Origin of the sequence: Granulicella sp. L46 (assembly GCF_009765785.1) — a bacterium.
Lineage (GTDB): Bacteria > Acidobacteriota > Terriglobia > Terriglobales > Acidobacteriaceae > Granulicella.
In genome coordinates, this window is the sequence record NZ_LMUT01000012.1 from 1,019,963 (window position 1) to 1,035,837 (window position 15,875).

Genomic DNA, 15,875 nt, shown 5'->3' on the forward strand with positions numbered 1-15,875 from the left:
CATGCTGATCATGAAGGCCGCGGGGGCGGTTACTTGTAGAAGCGTGTCGCAATGATCTGGGCGCCGGGATCGGTTGCGCCGATGCTACTGGTTTGAATCAGTAGTTCGAAGGAGGGGAGCGAACCGTTCGGTAGGCGTGCGCGGTCCAGAATGGGACGCATGTCCGGGGAGTAGAACAGAACATCGGCCGCCGCCTGGGTTGCCGCCATATTCAGTCCCTGGATGATGAGTACATGGCCGCCGCCGTCTAGATTTGGCAAGTAATCGATTACCCCATAGGTGCGGTTCGCCATCTGGCCTGTACCGTTTAGATATTGCTTCTCCTCATTCCCGTTCGGACGTTCGTTCAGCACCAGCGATTGATCGACTGTCGAAGAATATTGCAGTCTGAAGTTCATACGCCCTTCAAAGAGTGAGGCCCAGGGATTCGTGTGGCTCGAGCCGAGAAGAATCACATTCGAGCTCTTGAGGTCCTCCGCGGTGATGCTACGCGCGTAGCGAATATCCACTCGCCCGGCAGAAAGCTCACGCAATTGCATGAGCTTCGCCGCGATGTTCAAATCGACCACGCTTGTGTACCGCTGCTGGCGCAGATCTGCCAGATTCCCCGCATCAATGCCAGGAAGCGATGTCTCGCCGGCGAAGTAGGACCCATTCGCGTAGGTCTCCAGCGAAATCTGCTTTCCGGTCAGATTCTGCAGAATGCCAAGGCCGCTATCTGCTGGAACGATCAGAGTGCTGCGATCCTTCTGAAACAGCTCGGCCCAAATCGGATGAGCGATCTCAGAGGCTTGACCGTCGTCTGGACGGTGGGTCGCCGACCAGGCAAATGCCCCCAGGACGCATCCCATCAGCAGACAGATCAGTCCTTTCAACCAAACTCCCCACTGCGACCCGGCGTGCTCCATTCGTTGCACTCCCAATTGCGTTAGGGGCCGCATCCCCGCCTCGACCGAACCGGCTCTTGGCGCGACCCTTTCCGCTGCGACACGATGCGATTCGCCCGGATCGTCATGACCGCTGTCCCCGTTGGTTACAAAGATGGGCACGTACCCTCCGCGCGGGATCACAATCCTCAGCCGCTCGTGGCTGCCCTCAGACTCAAAGTATTCGTCCATCCGCTTGCGTAGCGTGCGCGCATAGCTGCGGACGATATTGTCTTCACCCGGGTTATAGTCGGTCGGCCGATTGAAGATGTGGATTCCAATGCGCTGCTCGGAGATGTTGTGAGAGTTTCCCATCAGAGTCTGCTCGCAGATATGAAGCAGGAACCTGGGTAGCAGGTCCGACCTGCACAGCAGCTTGCTTGCTGCTATGCGACAGGCCAAGTGCCATTCTTCCATGTCTGAGAGGCGGTTCATATCCACCGACGGCACCGCCTCCACCATCCCGACAGCACCCCTTGACATCGTTTGATAACCCAAACTCGAGGTGCCCCCGGTGGCCTTCGAAGGCAACTCTTTCGTTACTGACATGGATACAGACTAGGCTCCGCAAATGAAAATTCGATAAACCGCGTTGAAGCGATAGAAGGATTTGGCCTTGATTTATAGAGGGGTGCGCAGGGGTATGACCACAGGGCGAGCCCATTTTTCACGCAATCGCACCCTTTCGGTGAACCTGCTTAATCCTGATGATCAAAGGGCTGCCACCAGTGGATGAAGTGGGTATACCGGCCTCTGGCTGGCTCCACGGAACCATTCGGCACGATTTGCATTATGGAGTGACATTAGTGAAACGTCTCAATTTGTTCGTGTCGATTGTCCTTCTTCTCCTTCTCTCTGCTCCAACTGGGTTCGCGCAGTTTGAGACTGCCTCCGTTCTCGGCTACGTTCGAGACGCGTCAGGCGCTGCCCTGGCCGGTGCATCCGTGACCCTGATCGACGTGGACACCAAGACCCAGGTAACGGTCGTGGCCAACAGACAGGGGGCTTACGAGTTTCCGGACGTAAAGCTTGGCCACTATCAGGTGACCGCCTCGATGAACGGCTTCGACGTTTCGAAGACCGAAGACTTTACCGTGCAGGTCAATGCCCACCAGCGTGTGGACGTGGTCCTCAAGGTAGGCTCTGCGGCCGAAACCGTCCAGGTGAACGCCGCGGCGGCGCTGCTTGAGACCGACTCCAGCGAGCGCGGCCAGGTCATCAACACCCGGGAGGTCGAGAACCTGCCGCTCAACGGCCGTGCCTATGCTGACCTGGCCGCACTGGTCCCGGGCGTACGCCGCAACATCCTTGAGAACTCCACCGACTCCAGCCGCGACGCCAGCTTCAACGTAAATGGCCAGCGCAGCGAATTCAATAACTTCCTTCTCGACGGTCTCGATAACAACGCCTACGGCACCTCGAATCAAGGCTTCTCGAATCAAGCAATCCCGCCATCCCCGGACGCCATCAACGAGTTTCGCGTCGAAACCGACAACTACAGCGCCGAGTATGGGCGCTCCGCCGGAGCCGTCATCAACGTCAGCATCCGCAGCGGCACCAATAACTTCCATGGCAAGGCCTACGATTATTTGCGCAACACCGTCTTCAACGCGATCGGCCCCTTCACTCCCCCTTCCAATCCGTTGACCCGCGCAGCACAGAAGCCTGTCCTCATTCGCAATCAGTTCGGCGGCACATTCGGCGGTCCGATTTTCAAAGGTAAGCTCTTCTTCTTCGCCGACTACGAGGGCACCCGTCAGGTTGTGCACGCCATCAACAGCGCAACGGTTCCCACCGCGGACCAGAACGGCACCAGCGCACTGGCGGTCGGCAACGGGGGCTATACCTTTCTTTCAGGCCTGGGCACCGAAAGCAATGGCACGCCTGTTCCGTTGGTCAATCCGCTGACCGGTCAAATCTACCCCAACGGAGTGATACCCTTTTCGGATCCTTCGGTCTCCTCCTTCGCGAAAGGTGTGCTCGGCGCGCTGCCCACGCCCAACGTTCCCGGCGATCCGTTCAGCAACAACTATGCCTCGCTGCCACCCGACACCATCAATGACGACAAGGGCGACATTCGCATGGACTACACGATGAGTCCGAAGACCACCGCATTCTTCCGTTACAGCGAACACCAGGGCATCATCAACTCGCCGCCAAACATCCAGGGGCCGGCAGGCGGCAACTCCAACGGTACGGTGACTATCTTCAACCAGCAGGCAGCCGGTGGCGTCACACACGCTTTCTCGCAGAATGCAATTCTCGACGCGCGGTTCGCCTTCACTCTTACGGATGGCGGAAAGACTCCCTACGGTGCAAACCTTCCCAGCCTGGAGACCGGCATCCCCGGACTCCCAACCGATCCCGCGGTCGTCCGCAGCCTGAATGTGCAGAGCGTGAATACATACTCGCAGTTCGGCAACCAGGGATCCAATCCCCAATTCCAAAACCCGACGGTGTACAACCCGAAGGTCAACTACACGCTGCTCCGTGGCCGCAACCAACTGAAGTTCGGCTATGAGTTCCAGGCGATCTACACGGCCATTGACGACTTCAACCCGGTCTATGGTCAGGACACCTATAACGGCGGCTACAGCTTTACCGGTGGGAGTGCCAGCACCCTCAGCGGCTCCGATACCGGCACGCGCGAAGCCGTCGCTCTCGCAGACTTCCTCTTCGGCGCACGCGACACCTACCAACTCAACAACTTCGTGGTCGTCCATCTGAATCAGCGCGACAACTTCATGTATGTGCAGGATGACATCCGCGTGAACTCGCGGCTCACCGTGAACGCCGGCCTCCGCTACGAGTTGGTGACGCCGCAGTGGGAGTCCCACAACCTGCTCGCCAACTATGATCCCACGACCCAATCGCTGATCCAGGCGACCAATGGCTCGCTCTACCAACGCGCGCTGGTCAACATGCCCAAGCTGGACTTCGCACCGCGGATCGGTCTCGCGTTCCAAGTGGATCCGAAGACGGTCGTTCGCGCCGGGTATGGCATCAACTATGCGCAGTTCAATCGCGAAGGCGGCGAGAATCTGCTCGTCTATAATCTTCCCGCCATCGTCAACACCTCGGTCACCCAGGTGCCGACCAACGCCTTCCCCGGCATTCGCGGTTCGAACCCCGGGCTCACAACTTGCACCGCCGCACAGGCGGCCGCACCCTTCAACCCCGCGAACCCGATGCCCTGCTTCTTCACCACTTCGCAGGGATACCCGCTGAATTTCGCGGACCCGGCCAACGTAACCGCTGCCAGCAATCTTTCGACCCAGGCGCGCTACATTCCAAAGAATCTGCCAACAGGATACGTGCAGAGCTGGCACCTGACCGTGCAGCGCTCGTTTGGAGCCAATACCACCTTTGAGGTATCGTACGTCGGCGAACATGGCGTGAAGCTGCAGACACTGGCCGACTTGAACCAGGCCGTGCCCAACGCCATCACCGCAACCTGCAACACCATCACCACCGCCGGCTGCCTTTCCCTGCAGGCTCGCCGTCCCATCCCCATTTTCACAACCATCGAAGAGACGCTGCCCGCCGGGCTGCTTTACTACAACTCCCTGCAGACAAAACTGGAACACCGAACCGCTCATGGACTTTACCTGCTGAACTCCTTTACGTACTCGCGCGCCGAAGACAACGCCGCCGGCCACCTCGATACACCAGACAACGACAACTCGCGTATTAACCTCGAGAACCCACTCGGCGAGATCGGCCCCTCAGCCTACAACCAGCCGCTCAACGAAGTCCTTACCGTCGTCTACGATCTGCCCTATGGCAAGGGCCGGAAGTTCGGCTCGAACGCTCCCTCTGTCCTGCAGCAGGTGCTGGGCGGTTGGCAGGTCACCGCGATCAACAGCGCCAGCAGCGGTATGCCGGTCAACCTCAGCTACTCGCCGAACGCCTTTCAGCAAGGCAGCCCGCTCCTCGTGCAGCGTCCCAACCAGCTTCCCGGCAACGTGGTGCTACCCAAGTCGCAACGCGTAAAGTTCAATGGCAATCAGGACATCGAGGTGCTCAAAGGCTCAGCCCTTACACCAAATATTCCCAGTCCCTTCAGCCTCCCCACCGTCAACCAGGAGTACGGCAACGCTGGTCGCAACTCCATCCGCTTCGACCCGTTCTACCAGCTTGACATGGGCCTGCATAAGAGCTTTGCGATCTATCACCACACCACATTCGACTTCCGCGTGGAGGCCTTCAACCTCCTGAACAATACAAACTATGCGTTCCCCTCCAGCGTCTACAGCCCGAACTCCACAAGCTTCGGTGTGGTGGCTGCTGCCTCAACTTTCCCGGCGCGCATTCTGCAATTCGCTGGCAAGATCATCTTCTAGCAGCGCTAGCGTATCCCATCATCCACCCACCAGGAGAACCATCGCATGCTCAACAGAAGACAGTTCAACTCACTTGCAGGAGCGTCCCTTGGTAGCCTGCTCACCCGTCAACTATGGGCTGAGCAGGCTCGCGCTACGGCCTCCCCTCACACCTTCTACTTCGCACTCGTTGCCGACACCCACATCATCGACGACTTCTACGTCAAAGGCAGTGAGAACGGTGTCGAAGACAACGAAAGCATCCTGCTCACTACGCCACGCCTGATCTCCGCACGCGACCTCATCAACAGCCTCAGCCCCGCCATCGAGCAGACATTCCTCATCGGCGATTACTTCCACAACTATCCCTCCCTCGACTACGACTTCTACTTCCAGAACAGGACTCGGCTCGATAACGCCAAGGCCATCACCGACGGCTTCAAGATGCCCGTCCATCTAGGCTTCGGTAACCATGATTATGACGTGCACCGCGTTTCCCGCGAGATGAGCCATTGCCTCTTTCAAGCCAAGTTCCAGGCCAAGCCTTATTCCGTGCTCGACTATAAGGGTTACAAATTCATCCACCTGAACAACTTCCTCGGCGGCACGCAGGACCGCAATGCCGCCAACTTCAATCCCGGTCGCGGCTCGCTCGGCGAAGAGCAGCTGCATTGGTTTGAAGCGCAGTTACAACAGCACAAACCAAGCTTCGTCTTCATCCACTATCCACTCGATCTCGACGAGCCCACGGAATTCGCCGACTACGGTCTCTATCCGCTGCTTGTGAAGTACGAGGAGACGATCCAGCTGGTTGTCTCCGGCCACAAACACAGGTGGATCGACAACGGCACCGCCTATGGCCCCAGGCACATCGTCATGGCTGCGACACGTTACGATCCCAACGCCTACATGCTGATGGAAATCGACACCAAACACGCGACCTGGCGGTTCATGAACGAAAGCCTTGTCGAATGGTCAACGCACTACAGCAAACCCTATACCTCCGCCTAATACCTTCAGGACTCCCTTATGAATCGCATCGCTGCAACGCTCCCTCTCGTCATCCTCTTAGCCCACGCGCATGCCCAGGCAAACGACCCCGCGCTGAAGCTGAATCAGATCCAGGTCATCGGCACGCACAACAGCTACCACGTAGGCATCGCTCCGAACGAGGTGAAACTCTGGCAAGCGGATCCGCAGTACGCCGAGGCCTACAAGGGGCTCGATTACCAGCACCAGCCGCTAACGCAACAGTTTGACAGCGGCGTCCGCCAGATCGAGCTCGACATCTACGCCGACACCAAGGGTGGCCGTTACGCCGATCCTGCCGGCCCCAAGCGTGTTGCCGCAGCCGGCCTGCCCGCTGACCCACCCTTCGATCCCAACGGCCTCATGCAGAAACCAGGATTCAAGGTCATGCACGTGCAGGACGTCGACTATCGCAGCTCCTGCCAGCCCTTTGTCGCCTGTCTGCAGGAGGTCCGTACCTGGTCGCATGCACATCCCAACCACGTTCCCATCTTCATCCTCGTAGAGACCAAGCAGGGTCCGGTCGGCAAGCTCAAACTAACCGAGACCGAGCCGTTCACCCCCGCGGTTTTCGATGCCCTCGACGCAGAGATCCGGTCTGTCTTTCCTCCCGATGAGCTCATCACACCCGACGACGTGCGTGGCCACTATAAAACGCTGAACCAAGCCGTGCTTGCAGACAATTGGCCAACGCTCTCCAGCTCTCGCGGCAAGATCGTCTTCTTGCTCGACCAGCGCCCGGTGACTCCTGTCTATCTTGAAGGACACCCTTCCCTGCGAGGCCGCGTGCTTTTCACCAACTCCACTCCGGGCGAGCCGGATGCAGCGTTCCTCGAGCGCAACAGCGGTCCCGCAGCGGACATTACCGCGCTCGTCAAGCAGGGCTACCTCATCCGCGCTCGCACGGATTCCGACACAAAGGAAGCTCGCGCGAACAACACCGCCGTACGCGATGCCATGATCTCCAGCGGCGCACAGATCCTCAGCACCGACTACCCCATCAACGAACCCGCACGCTGGGACGGCCACTTTGTCGTCAAGCTGCCCGACGATGTTCCCGCCCGCTGCAACCCAATCAACGAACCCGCTAGCTGCACCCTCAACTAATCGATGCAATAAGCCCGGCAGACATTTGCGTAGAAAGCATAATCTTCCGCTTGATTACACTGGCCAAGCGTTTCTCCGCTAGTTTAAACGGAATTCGCGCAAAATGGCGTTTTGAGAAACGTTCAGGTAGAAAATGCCGAAAGCCAACGTTTCCAGCAGCATGAATTACTTGAAGATCATTCGAGGGCCGTCGCAAAGTGCTCTTGACTTTGCCCTGAGGGGATTTCTGTGGATATACCCTGGACCGTTGACGTTTGCACATTGTCGAACACAATGTTGAAGGACGTTCCTCCTTTTGCGTCGCTGGTCACGGAAAGTTCTGCTTGATGTGTCTCTGCTATCCATTTCGCAATGGCTAATCCAAGTCCGTTGCCTTCTACGACGCTGCGGGAAGGATCAGCTCGGTAGAAGCGGTCGAAGACAAACGGCAGGTCGGCCGGTGAAATTCCAATGCCATTGTCATGCACCATGACCTTCGTTTGTCCAGCCAGCGTTTCCACTGATAGTGTGATTGTTCCGTTCGGGTTGGAGTATTTGACAGCGTTGTCCAGCAATATCCAGAGGAGGCGCTTCAGTGCAGACGCATCACCAAGAACCATGACGCCGGAAAGATGTCCGGGAACGAGGAGCTGAAGGCCATGCTGCTCTACGATCGGCTGTGCCATAGTGCACACGTCCTTGATCATCCATGCCAGGTCCACTTGCGTCCGAGGGAGAGCGACTGGGAGCGAATCAGCGCGTGCCAGCGTGAGCATCTCTTCGAGTAGAATCGCGGCTTTTGCCATCTCGTCGACAATGTCCTTCAACGCCACTCGGCTCTCTTCGTCGATTTGCGGGTTCTTGAGTGCAACCTCGGCTACCGTGCGTGTGAACGAGAGAGGACCTCGAAGTTCGTGCGAAGCGTCTGCTGTGAATCGTTTGATCTGATTTACCGATGACTCGAGGCGATCGAACATAGCGTTGCATGTCTCGGAGAGTCGTTGCAACTCGTCTCCTGTTGGCGACACAGGAATCCGTTCCGAGATGTTACGAATGCTGATCGAACGTGCCGTGGCTGAAATACGGTCGACAGGCTTAAGCGCGCGTCGGCTTACCCAGTAGCCGCTAGCCGAAGAGATCACGAGCAACAGTGGTGCAGAGGCCAGCAAACCCCAGAGGAAGTTCTCGATCACTAGCAGATTGCCAGCCTCTGGAGCCGCGGCAATCAGTACTACGGAATTGCCAGCAAGCGAAAAGGGCCGCGCCAGCACCCAGTAGGGTTGCCCATCCGAGGTGGCCCTCACAAACATGGTGGGATCGTCAACTTGCAGCTTCGGCCACGGGAAGGATGAAGCTGCGGCCGTGGGAGGGCCATAGGCCAGCGTGCCATCTGGATGCAAAACTTCGACGAGTCCGTTGCCCGTAGCGTGCGCAAACTCAGCAAGATCATGGTCCCGCTTCGGCGCCGTAGCGCCCTCATCCTTTATCAGCAATTGTTCGAGTCGATCCAGCCGCCGATCGAGCGTCTGGCGGCGTTCGCCCTTCAGCGTATGGCTCAGGTTGGCCCACATGCTCACTCCAAACAACACCCAGCCTGCAAAGAAAGCGCACCCAAACCACAGGGTCAGGCGGAGCGAGATCGAGATTCGCTCCCTCAGCATGCGGCCCCGCGACGCAACGAGTACCCCACTCCCCGAATGGTGTGCAACAACTCTGGTTCCCCGGGCTTCGTGAGCTTGGCGCGGAGTCCACGGATGAAGACGTAGAGGCTGTCGAAGCTCACGTCGGCATCCAGGCCCCATCCCTCCTCGATCAATATCCTGTGCGGTACGATGGTTCCAGCTCTTCGGATTAACGTTTCGAGCAAAGCGCATTCGGTACGCGTCAACGGCACAACCCGCGTTCCACGCTGTGCCTCGCAGAGGTATGGCCGAAGGATCAGGTCTTCGAACTGTGCCACCTGCGGGGGCGCCAACGGAATCCGGCGCTCGGTCGCACGCACCTTCGCTAACAGAACGTCCAACGCAAACGGCTTGGTGAGATAGTCATCCGCGCCCGAATCCAGGCCGCGAATCATGTCTTCCATCGAATCACGCGCCGACACCAGGATGGTCTGGGTAAGCAGTCTGTCCCCTCGCAATGTCTTGATGACGTCGAAGCCATCGATCCCCGGAAGCATCACGTCCAGCAGCATTAGATCGTAGGCTGCAGTCCTTCCCATGCGAAGCGCCTGGTGACCATCGTATGCAAGCGAAACAGTATGTCCTTCGCGTTCCAGAGCCCGCCCCATATGCGTGGCAAAGCTTCTCTTATCTTCGACAATCAAGATGTGCATGAGCCCTCAGGCTAACCTTGGTATGTAAATATCCGATAAAACGCTGGCTTTTACGTTCTCTTCCTTAGGTTGCGCTTAGACTCTGCTGCCACACTCCATCGTGTCCCGGCGCGTTGATCCGATCCGATGAATAGTTTTGATCGACCGCGCCTGCACATAAGGAGATTTCATGACGTCGTTGCTAAAGAGTTGGAGTCGCCGCCTGAACACCGTGTTAATGGCCGGATGCTTGTTTGCCGTGACTGCCACTGCTCGCGCTGCCACCTTGTCCAGCAAAGATACCGCGATCATCCAGGGGACGGTCCTGGATGCAGGCGGCGCATCGGTTTCTGGAGCCGAGATCTCTCTGACGCCGGTAAAAATCACCGTCGTCTCTGATGCCCAGGGCGCGTATCGCATTACCGACGTCCCCGCCGGCAAGTACACGCTCACCGTCTCGTACGTCGGCTTCGCTCCCCTGTCGACCGATGTTGAAGTGTTCGCAGGGCAGACGCTTCATCTCGATCTCACCATCAAGGTGGCCAATGCAAGCCAGGCGATCCTGGTCACGGCATCGCGCCCGCATGGCGAAGCCGAAGCGATTAATCAAACACGCAGCGCCGATAACCTGATGCAGGTCATGCCATCGGAGGTCATTACCAGCCTTCCGAACGCCAACGTTGCCGACGCCATCGGTCGTTTCCCCTCGGTAACCCTCTACCGTATCGAAGGCGAAGGCGTATACATCCAGGTGCGCGGCACGGAACCTCGTCTCACCAACGTGACGGTCGACGGCATCACCATCCCCGCTCCCGAGCCGACCGTCCGCCAGGTGCGTCTCGATGTCATTCCCTCCGGCATGGTCGATTCGATCCAGATGAACAAGACGCTGCTCGCCAACATGGACGGCGATGGCATCGGCGCTTCCGTGAACCTGGTCACCAAAGAAGCCGGCGAAAAGCCAACCCTCGATCTCTATGGCGATGGCGGATATACCCCCATCTTGAACGGCCGCGGCTCATATGATTTCGGAGGCACTGCCGGCAAGCGCTTTGGACCATCCAAGCGGTTTGGCATCCTCGGCGACGCAGTATTCGATTACAACGGCCGCGGCATCGACAACATCCAGCCCGGACTTGATCCTCTATCCACCTTCGCCACACCTTTCTACGACAACAACACCATTCGCGAATACCGCTACTACCGCACGCGTTACGGCTTCGACGGCAGCGCTGACTATCACCTCACGCCCAGCACCTCTCTCTACGCCCTCGGCTTCTACACGGACCTCAAGGACTGGGGCGACAAATGGTATTACGAGCCTGTCTCCGCAGCCATCGGCGGATCGGCCGATGATCCGGTGTATCCGAGCGCTGCCAAGAAGTCTTCGGCGCCGAAGTTCTATACATCCAGCAAACGCCCGAACGCCTCCGTCGGCACACTCATCCTCGGCGGCCGCACGGTGCACGAGGACTCACTCTTTACCTACCAGATCTCGGCGTCGCGATCCTATGAGATCGACTCTGCCGGCAATCCCAAGGCAGACTTTTCGTGGGTAGGACCCACGGTGTACTGCAACTACATTCCTTCGCAGCAGACTGACCTCTATCACCCGCACTTTGGCAACTGCGACAACACCAATACCTCTCCCCTGCTCAGCGCCGCCAACTGGCAATTCAAGGACATTACGATCTCCCGAGGCAAAAATACAAACCTCGGTTTAACCGCGCAGACCTCGTATGCCAAGAGTTACCGCTGGTGGGGCCACTTCGGCACCTTCGAAACAGGCTTCAAGTTCTCCAATACCCACCAGACCCAGGACTCCACCGAGACTGTCTATGACGGCTTCCCCAGCAATGCGCCGCTGATGACCTCACTGCTCGACAGTTTCAATAACACTGACTACTTCAATGGTACCTACTTCGGCGGCCAGTATGGCCAGGTCTCCAACTTCATCTCCGCGGAAAACTACACGCTGGCCAACTACCAGGGTTACGTTGACGAACAGAAGACCGCCGCTGCCATCTACCCCAACCTTTTCCATACCACCGAGCAGATCACTGCAGGCTATGTGATGAATTCCGTCGACTTCGGCAAGCTGCACGTCAACACCGGCCTGCGCATTGAGGCCACACGTGATCTCACGTTCGGCTACAACCTCACCTTCTACGGCACCTATAACCCCGAGACCGGCACCTACGCGGGCGGCTCCTCAGAAGTAGTCTGCCCGAATAACGTGGGCCCTGTTCCTCCGGCGCCCGGCAACTGCTACGCGTACATCGGCGTCAATAACAACCCGGCGTATATCGATTTCCTCCCCAGCGTCGAACTACGTTACAGTCTTACAGCGAACTCCGCGTTGCGCGCTGTCTACTCTCGCGGTGTAGCCCGGCCCGATCCTTACCAACTCGTTCCCTACGTTCAGGAAGATTCAACCGCCAGCCCCGTCTCCGTCACCATCGGCAACCCCAGTCTGCGCCCGGAGCACGCCAATAACTACGATCTGCTCTACGAGTATTACCTCCAGCCTCTTGGCCTCATTCAGGCTGGCTACTTCTTCAAACAACTTACCGCGCCGCAGGTGGAGATCACGCTGCCCGGCGGGCTCAGCCTCTCTGACTTCCCCCCAAACTATTTCCCAGCCTCAGTGCAAACCGTGCTTGCTCAGTATCCCGGCGACGCCATCACGCAATTCAGCAACGGGGAGAACGCCTGGATCTACGGGTTCGAACTGAGCTTCCAGCAGCACTTCAGCTATCTGCCTGGAGTCCTCAAGGGACTCGGCCTCAGCGCGAACTACAGCTACACCGCTTCGCGCGAGAAGGGCCTTCCCCTGCGCAACGACCACCCCACGACCATCGATCAGGCGCCCAATACCTGGAAGATCAGCCCCACCTTCGATACCAAGCGCTTCTCCGCACGCGTCGGTCTGGCATACGACCAAGCCAGCCTCTTCACCTACAACTATGTCTCGCCTCAGTACGTCACGGGGGCAGATCCCAGCGGCCTCGGCCCCAAGGGCCCCTCCGGCGACATCTTTACCTTGACCCACTTCCAGGTCGACGCTCAAGTGAGCTACCGCTTCTGGAAAGGCCTGAGTGCTGTCGTCTCCGGCCTCAACCTCAACAACGAAGTCTTCGGCTACTACCAGGGAAGCACGCCCTTCGTGAACCAGCGCGAGTACTACAAGCCCACGTACACCGGCGGACTTCGCTACACTCTCGGTTCCCGCTAGCTTCGGGGTATGATCCTCGAGACGTCGACCCGTGAGTCATCCTTCGCCGCGTCGAGACCGGAACCTGCGCCCCTGACGCAGGTTCCGTTTCGCACCACATTACTGAAATCGCCACACGTTGCCAGCTAGACAGCACGCAATGAGATACCAAGGGAAATGATGAGATTCAACATTCTGTCGATGACCTGTCTGTTGATGCTGATACCCCATCCGGTGCACGCTCAGGGGATCGCTGCAAACAGAAACATCCGCAGTACGGAAGACAATGACTCCGAGCTGCGCTATGTTGTCTACCTCAGCCGGCATGGAGTACGATCCCCCACCAGCAAAGCCGAACTATACAACCGTTATTCGACTTCTCCCTGGCCGAGCTGGCCCGTGCAACCTGGTTACCTCACGCCCCATGGTTTTCATCTCATGGAGCTCTTCGGCTCATTTGACCGTGCGCAGTTAGCCACGCAAGGTCTCCTGTCAGCCAACGGCTGCGCGGATGCGTCCCACGTCACCATCTATGCCGACTCCGACCAGCGCACCCAGCAGACCGGCAAGGCCATTGCCCAGGGACTCATGCCCGGCTGCGATCTTTCCGTGCTGTCTCTCCCCGAGGGCACCAACGATCCTCTCTTCCACGCCGCCGCTCATCGCGGCTTGAATGCTTCAGCCGTTCAGGATGCCGCGCTCGCAAAGGCCGCCATCGCCGGCCGCATCGGCGACGACCCCACGAATCTCACTCGCGCCTACTATCCGCAGATAGCAGCACTGGATCACATCCTCGCCACCTGCGGCAACACGCCCGCTTCAAACAACAAGCCCTCGCAACGAATATCGTTGATGGACATTCCAGCAACTCTCTCCGAAGGCACAGGAGATCACTTAGCCGAGCTCAGAGGTCCTCTCGCGACAGCCTCAACGCTCTCGGAAAATCTTCTGCTCGAATATGCCGAGGGGATGGATGAGGCGAACGTCGGCTGGAACTGCGTTCATCGCGCGGAACTCCAGGAACTCGTGGCGCTGCACACTGCCTCAGTTGATCTGAGCCAGCGAACGCCGCAGATCGCGCGCGCCCAGGTCTCGAACCTGGTCGACGGTATTCGCCTGTCTATCCAGCAGGCTGCTAGTCAAAAGGCCTTGCACGGAGCGATAGGCAAACCCTCCGATCGTGCCCTGTTCCTCATCGGTCACGACACAAATCAGGAAAACATCGCTGGGCTCCTCAATCTCAGTTGGATGATCGATGGACGACGAGATGACACCCCACCCGGGGGCGCCTTAATCTTTGAGCTCTGGCGTAGCCGATCCAATGGAGAGTATTCAGTCCGCACCTACTTCATGGCCCAAACCTTGGACCAGATGAGATCTTCCGCGCCGCTCACTGTCTCGAATCCGCCGCAGCGCGTACCCGTGTTCAGTCCGGCTTGCAGCCGCGCCGACATGTCCTGCCCTCTGGCCTCCTTCTTGCGCATCCTAGAGCAGGCTTCTGAGCCTACGGTTGTTCCGAAGCGCAAACTTCCCTGAAACGGCGTTATCGACAAGTTCGGGCCGGAGACTTAACCTATTTTTGAATGGCGAGGTTCTTTGCGAGTACCAACCAATGCCGGGGATGCGGCTCGGCATCACCTTCGAAACGTAGAATGTTTCCGATACCAGGTGGGCTGATCTGCAGGTGACGACTTCCGACGAGCTATGTGACTTGCATGATGCTTCTGGGATGGTTTTGCCTGAGCCTCCGGGGTATATTTTCGATCCCTGTCTCGCCCACCACTTCAACCTCAGCGCATACTCCACATCGAGCAAAAGCGCGAGATTGGCCCTTGGATTGACAAGCATCCATCGATCCCCTTAAAACCTAGGTAGAAAACGATTTCCCGATCTATCGAAAGCTGCATCGCGAGGAGTTCTCATGTTCGCCCATTGGAAAGCAAGTCTAGGATTCGCCGTTCTACTGATGATCGCCGGTGGCGCATCCGCCCAATCTCCGCATGTCTATACGCTGTCAGGCGACGTCGCCTTCACGCATGATCCGTCGATCGCAAAGGATGGGAAGACCTGGTATGTCTTTGCCACAGGCAAGACGCCCGAGGGCGGCCAATTCGCCATTCGCTGCTCCGATGACCTGGAGCACTGGAAGCGCTGTGGACAGGTCTTCAACGCAATCCCTGATTGGATCCAGAAGCGGAGTCCGGGAACCAAAGATCTTTGGGCTCCTGACGTCTCGTACGAGAACCATGAATATCGCATGTACTACGCATATTCGCTATTCGGCAAGAACACCTCGGGCATCGCACTGGCGGTGAATAAAACGCTTGATCCAACATCGCCGGATTTCAAGTGGGTGGACAAGGGATTGGTACTCGAATCGAAGGCCGAGGACAACTTCAACGCCATCGATCCCAACTTTATCCGGGATCACAAGGGACAGGACTGGCTGGCGTTCGGAAGCTTCTGGGACGGCATCAAGATGCGCCATCTGGATAAATCCACTGGACTACTGTCGACGACGGACACGACACTCTACTCGCTAGCGCGCCGCGCACAGCCTCCGGACGCCGCACCTGCACCTCCAGGCTTGCCGCCGAACTGGGAGGCCATCGAGGCGCCGTTCATCGTCTTTCACGGCGGCTACTACTACCTGTTTACGTCCTGGGATCTTTGCTGTCGTGGTCTGAAGAGCACCTACAAAACAGTCATCGGACGCGCGAAGGCCGTCACCGGACCCTATGTAGACGAGACAGGCAAGCCGCTGCTGGAGGGTGGAGGAACGCCGTTGCTGGTGGCGAACTCACGCTGGCTTGGACCGGGCGGCGAGAGCATTTGGATGGGGCCTAAGGACGAGGACCTGATCGTCTTCCACGCATACGATGCGAAGACCGGCAGGCCTTCGATGCAGCTTTCGACGATCGATTGGACGGGCGGCTGGCCTCATGCTGGACTGGAGCCATGAGGCCGGCGACCGCGTCGTTGTA

Annotated in this window: 9 protein-coding genes; 6 read left to right on the forward strand and 3 right to left on the reverse strand. The window is 58.1% G+C overall.

From position 1 onward, the window contains the following. Positions 1–29 precede the first annotated feature (29 nt). Positions 30–1,475, reverse strand: a complete 1,446-nt coding sequence (locus GSQ80_RS13780; RefSeq protein WP_158788162.1) for a hypothetical protein — start codon at positions 1,473–1,475, stop codon at positions 30–32. A 257-nt stretch (positions 1,476–1,732) separates the two neighbouring features. Here GSQ80_RS13780 and GSQ80_RS13785 point away from each other — a divergent pair, with 257 nt between their 5' ends. Genes GSQ80_RS13785 through GSQ80_RS13795 form a run of 3 tightly spaced genes read left to right on the forward strand, consistent with a single transcriptional unit; the run spans position 1,733 to position 7,384 of the window. Further along, entirely contained in the window at positions 1,733–5,269 is a 3,537-nt protein-coding gene (locus tag GSQ80_RS13785) for a carboxypeptidase regulatory-like domain-containing protein (RefSeq protein WP_254059639.1), read from the forward strand. Positions 5,270–5,314: 45 nt separating this feature from the next. Continuing rightward, positions 5,315–6,259 (forward strand): metallophosphoesterase, encoded by a 945-nt coding sequence (locus tag GSQ80_RS13790; RefSeq protein ID WP_158788164.1) that lies wholly within the window; start codon positions 5,315–5,317, stop codon positions 6,257–6,259. A gap of 18 nt (positions 6,260–6,277) precedes the next feature. Continuing rightward, positions 6,278–7,384, forward strand: a complete 1,107-nt coding sequence (locus GSQ80_RS13795) for a phosphatidylinositol-specific phospholipase C1-like protein (protein ID WP_158788165.1) — start codon at positions 6,278–6,280, stop codon at positions 7,382–7,384. A 176-nt stretch (positions 7,385–7,560) separates the two neighbouring features. On the opposite strand, the gene GSQ80_RS13800 is transcribed toward GSQ80_RS13795, so the two are convergent. Then, positions 7,561–8,934: an ATP-binding protein gene (locus tag GSQ80_RS13800; RefSeq protein ID WP_158788166.1), complete on the reverse strand. Its 1,374-nt coding sequence runs from the start codon at positions 8,932–8,934 to the stop codon at positions 7,561–7,563. Between the two features lie 83 nt (positions 8,935–9,017). Beyond that, positions 9,018–9,698: a response regulator transcription factor gene (locus tag GSQ80_RS13805; protein WP_158788167.1), complete on the reverse strand. Its 681-nt coding sequence runs from the start codon at positions 9,696–9,698 to the stop codon at positions 9,018–9,020. A gap of 169 nt (positions 9,699–9,867) precedes the next feature. Here GSQ80_RS13805 and GSQ80_RS13810 point away from each other — a divergent pair, with 169 nt between their 5' ends. The 3 genes from GSQ80_RS13810 to GSQ80_RS13820 all read left to right on the forward strand — a co-directional run bounded on the left by GSQ80_RS13810 (position 9,868) and on the right by GSQ80_RS13820 (position 15,853). Then, positions 9,868–12,912 (forward strand): TonB-dependent receptor, encoded by a 3,045-nt coding sequence (locus GSQ80_RS13810; protein WP_158788168.1) that lies wholly within the window; start codon positions 9,868–9,870, stop codon positions 12,910–12,912. A gap of 156 nt (positions 12,913–13,068) precedes the next feature. Beyond that, positions 13,069–14,427: a histidine-type phosphatase gene (locus tag GSQ80_RS13815; RefSeq protein ID WP_158788169.1), complete on the forward strand. Its 1,359-nt coding sequence runs from the start codon at positions 13,069–13,071 to the stop codon at positions 14,425–14,427. Between the two features lie 385 nt (positions 14,428–14,812). Then, the gene (locus GSQ80_RS13820) at positions 14,813–15,853 is read left to right on the forward strand and encodes an arabinan endo-1,5-alpha-L-arabinosidase (protein WP_158788170.1); all 1,041 of its coding nucleotides are present in this window, start codon (positions 14,813–14,815) and stop codon (positions 15,851–15,853) included. Positions 15,854–15,875: the final 22 nt, after the last annotated feature.